This window comes from Candidatus Methylomirabilota bacterium, from assembly GCA_036005065.1.
In the GTDB taxonomy this organism is placed as follows: Bacteria; Methylomirabilota; Methylomirabilia; order Rokubacteriales; family DASRDR01; genus DASYQW01.
In genome coordinates this window covers 1-3,404 of sequence record DASYQW010000014.1, presented here as the reverse complement: position 1 = coordinate 3,404, position 3,404 = coordinate 1, and the positions used below count along the sequence as shown (strand labels likewise).

At 69.3% G+C, this 3,404-nt stretch carries 5 protein-coding genes; all 5 read right to left on the bottom strand.

Going from position 1 to position 3,404, the window contains the following annotated elements; translation table 11 throughout:
• Positions 1 to 144 precede the first annotated feature (144 nt).
• Entirely contained in the window at positions 145 to 555 is a 411-nt protein-coding gene (locus VGW35_00850) for a cupin domain-containing protein (GenBank protein ID HEV8306185.1), read from the bottom strand.
• The gene (locus VGW35_00845; GenBank protein ID HEV8306184.1) at positions 552 to 854 is read right to left on the bottom strand and encodes an ABC transporter substrate binding protein; all 303 of its coding nucleotides are present in this window, start codon (positions 852 to 854) and stop codon (positions 552 to 554) included. The genes VGW35_00850 and VGW35_00845 overlap by 4 nt, the downstream gene beginning before the upstream one ends.
• Positions 855 to 861: 7 nt before the next feature.
• Positions 862 to 1,842, bottom strand: a complete 981-nt coding sequence (locus VGW35_00840; protein ID HEV8306183.1) for a D-glycerate dehydrogenase — start codon at positions 1,840 to 1,842, stop codon at positions 862 to 864.
• 20 nt (positions 1,843 to 1,862) lie between these two features.
• Positions 1,863 to 2,741 (bottom strand): polysaccharide deacetylase family protein, encoded by an 879-nt coding sequence (locus VGW35_00835; protein HEV8306182.1) that lies wholly within the window; start codon positions 2,739 to 2,741, stop codon positions 1,863 to 1,865.
• Between the two features lie 161 nt (positions 2,742 to 2,902).
• Positions 2,903 to 3,404, bottom strand: a 502-nt coding sequence (locus VGW35_00830; protein ID HEV8306181.1) for a hypothetical protein, incomplete at its 5' end; no start/stop codon positions are given.

Here is a 3,404-nt window from a genome sequence, read left to right as displayed (position 1 = left end):
AGATCCCGTTGAACGCCTGGGTCACCCAGAATTCCATCGCCGACCTCAGTCGAGCAGCGGCGCCGGGCGCATCGTCACTGGATCAGTTCGTCCGCCCGGACGAGAGCCTCATGGCCGCGCACTCCCGCCGGTCCACCGGGTCAGTCAGTGCACCGGGATCGCGAGCGGCTGGCCCTTTTCCGCCAGCAGGAACACCAGGACCTTACTGGGGCCGGGGCTCCCGAAGGTCTTGGCCTCGTGCACCTCGCCGGGCGGCGCGTGCCTGACCTCACCGGCCTTCAGGGGAACGGGACCCGTCCCGTCGACCTCCAAGATGTAGGAACCCTCAAGCACGTAGATCAGTTCGTTCCCCGGGTGACGGTGTTTGCCGGTCGCGACCCCGGCCGGGATCTCGGCGATGAACACGACCGCTTCCTTCCCCTCGACTCCCGGGAGATCGGTCTTGAGGAGCACGGTGCGCTTGATCTCAGCCGGCTGCGCATTCAGACCCTGAACCCCAACACCTGCCGCGAACCCGACCGCCACGGTCAAGATCAGCGTGAGAATCCGCCTCATGTCGATGCCTCCTTTCGAGAGCATGTTCGCGGTCGCCCTACTGAGTTGCCGATTCCGACCGGGTCGGCCGGCCCCCCCATGACGATGGGGATCGTGCTGGTCGCCCGCTTGGCGGCCAGCGAGGGCAGGGTGGTCACCGCCACGATGACGTCAACCTTGAGACGGACCGGCTCGGCGGCGAGCTCATCGAGTCGCTCGCTCCTCCCCTCGGCCAATCGCCGCCCGATGACGACATCCTGTCCCTCCCGGTAGCCGAGATCGCGGATGACGACAAGGGCCCGGGTCACCCGGAATGCCATCGCCGGCTCAGCCCGCGTAGATCCCGGGGTTGTAGACGTTGGGCGGGTGGCGGCCCTCGATCGCCGCCACCACGTTGTCGGCCACGATGCCCGCGATCCGGGCCCGCGTGCCCCGGGCCGCGCTGCCGAGGTGCGGCGTCAGCACCACGTTCGGCAGCTTCACGAGCCCGGGCTCGACCCGCGGCTCCTCCTCGAAGACGTCGAGGGCGGCCCCCGCGATCGTCCCGCTCCGCAGCGCCTCGACCAGGGCCTTCTCGTCCACGATGGGGCCGCGGGCGGTGTTGACCAGGAACGCCGACGGGCGCATGAGCCCGAGCTCGCGGGCGCCGATCAGGTGGACGGTCTCCGGCATCAGCGCCACGTGGAGAGAGACGAAGTCGGACTCGCGCAGGAGGTCGTCGAGGCCCACGTAGGTCACGCCGAAGTCGGTCTCGACCGCCGCCGCCAGCCGCTGGCGCTTGGTGTAGAGGATCCGCATGCCGAAGCCCCGGGCGCGCCGGGCCACGGCCGCGCCGATCCGGCCGAGGCCGACGATTCCGAGCGTCCGGCCGTGCACGTCGGCCCCCACGAACTGCGCGGACTGGCCGCCCGGGAAGATGCCCGCGCGAACCGCCTGGTCGGCTTCCACGACCCGCCGGGCCACCGCCAGGAGGAGGGCCCAGTGGAGGTCGGCAGTCGCCTCGGTCACCACCGGCGGGATCGTGGTCACCGGGATCCGGCGGGCGGTGGCCGCCGCGACGTCCACGCCCGCGGGGACGATGGCCATGGAGGCGATCAGCTTGAGTCGCGGGCCGGCGGCGATGATCTCGGCGTCGATCCGGTCGTGGAGAAGGCAGACCAGGTACTCGGTCCGCCCGAGGATCGCGATCAGCTCGGGCTTGGTGACGATGTGGAGGGGATCCGGGTTCAGCTCGACGTCCCCCACCTCGCGGAGCCGGGCCAGGGCGCCCTCGGGGATCGGCTGGGTGACGAAGATGGCCGGCCGCATCGTGGCGGGTGACGCGCGCGCTACTGCCGCCCCGCCACCGAGCGGTACCAGGCCAGGACGTCCTCGCCCGTGCAGAAGAGCACGCCCGGCCGCTTCTTCATGTACGCGTAGATCCGCTCGAAGTACTTGATCCGGTGCGGCACCCCGCTGATGTAGGGGTGGACCGCGATGGCCATCACCCGCGCCGTGCGCCGCCCCTCCGCGTAGAGCCGGTCGAACTGGTCCCGGGCCCGGTTGAACAGCTCGGGGGCCTCGTGGTGCTGGATCAGCATCATCGGGATGTCGTTGATCTCCAGCGTGTAAGGTACCATCACCAGCGGTCGGGTCGTGGTCCGGATCTCGTACGGCTGGTCGTCGTTGACCCAGTCGGAGACGTACTCGATCCCCTCCTGGGCCAGGATGTCGAGCGTCTCCCAGGTCTCGGTGAGACCGGGGCCCAGCCACCCGCGCGGCGGCCGGCCCGTGAACTTGCGGATCGTCTCCACCGACTTCCGGATGACCTCGCGCTGGTCCTCGACCGCGTGGAGCGGCTTCTGCACGTAGCTGTGGCCCATGAACTCCCAGCCCGCGTCGCGCGCCGCCTCGGCGACGCGCGGATAGGAGAGACAGACCGACGCGTTGATGGCGAGGGTGGCCTTGATGCGAGCGCGGTCGAGAGCGGCTTTGAGCCGCCAGAAGCCCACGCGCATCCCGTAGTCGTGCCAGGCCCAGTTCGGGACGTCAGGGACCACGCTGCCCCCGCCGGGGGGCGGGAGCACGGTGCGAGGCATGGGCCCCTGGATATCCCACTCCTCGACGTTCACGATGGTCCAGACCGCCAGCCGGGCGCCTCGTGGCAGCCGGAGCGGCGGCCGGTCTACGATGGCCGAGTAGTCGAAGCGCTCCCGCGGCAGCTTCACGTCCTCTCCTCCCTGGCCCGCTCATGGCGCGCGCGAGGACGAATCGCCCGAAGGGTTGGCGGCGCCGCTCCCGTTCCAGCGGTCGCCGACCGCCTCCGCGGCCGGGATCCGGAGCGCCTCATCATCTCACGGCGGGCAGGACCTTTCGAGGTGGTCGCCGATCAGGTCGCTTTCCAGAGGCCCAGCGCGTCGCGCACGAGGCGGTACTTGACCCCGGCGTCCGACGATCTCCGATAGAACGAGACGAGCTCTCTCCACGGCTCCGAGATCTTCTCGAAACCCGAGACAAAGGCCACGATGGTCCCGACGTCGGTTCGTCCCTGAATGGCGAGCCATCCGCCGATCAGCAAAACGCTGATGGTGCCGGAGTGCTCGAGGAGATTGTTGATGAACGTCAGAGAATAGCTCAGATAGGCGATCCGCTTTCGCTGCCGGTAGATTTCGTCGACACGCTGCTCGTATTGCTTGGCGTTGGCCTCGGCAGTCTGTGACGTATCGGCGCTCTCGACGATCTGTTGCCCCACCTCGCGAACCAGCACGATGCGCTTCTGTACGCGCCGGTTGATGGCGGCCTGAATCCTGGGGACGACGTACAGCTGCGGGGCGTACAGCGCGACGCCGGCGGCGGCGATCCGCGGCTCGACCCACAGCATGTACCCGAGG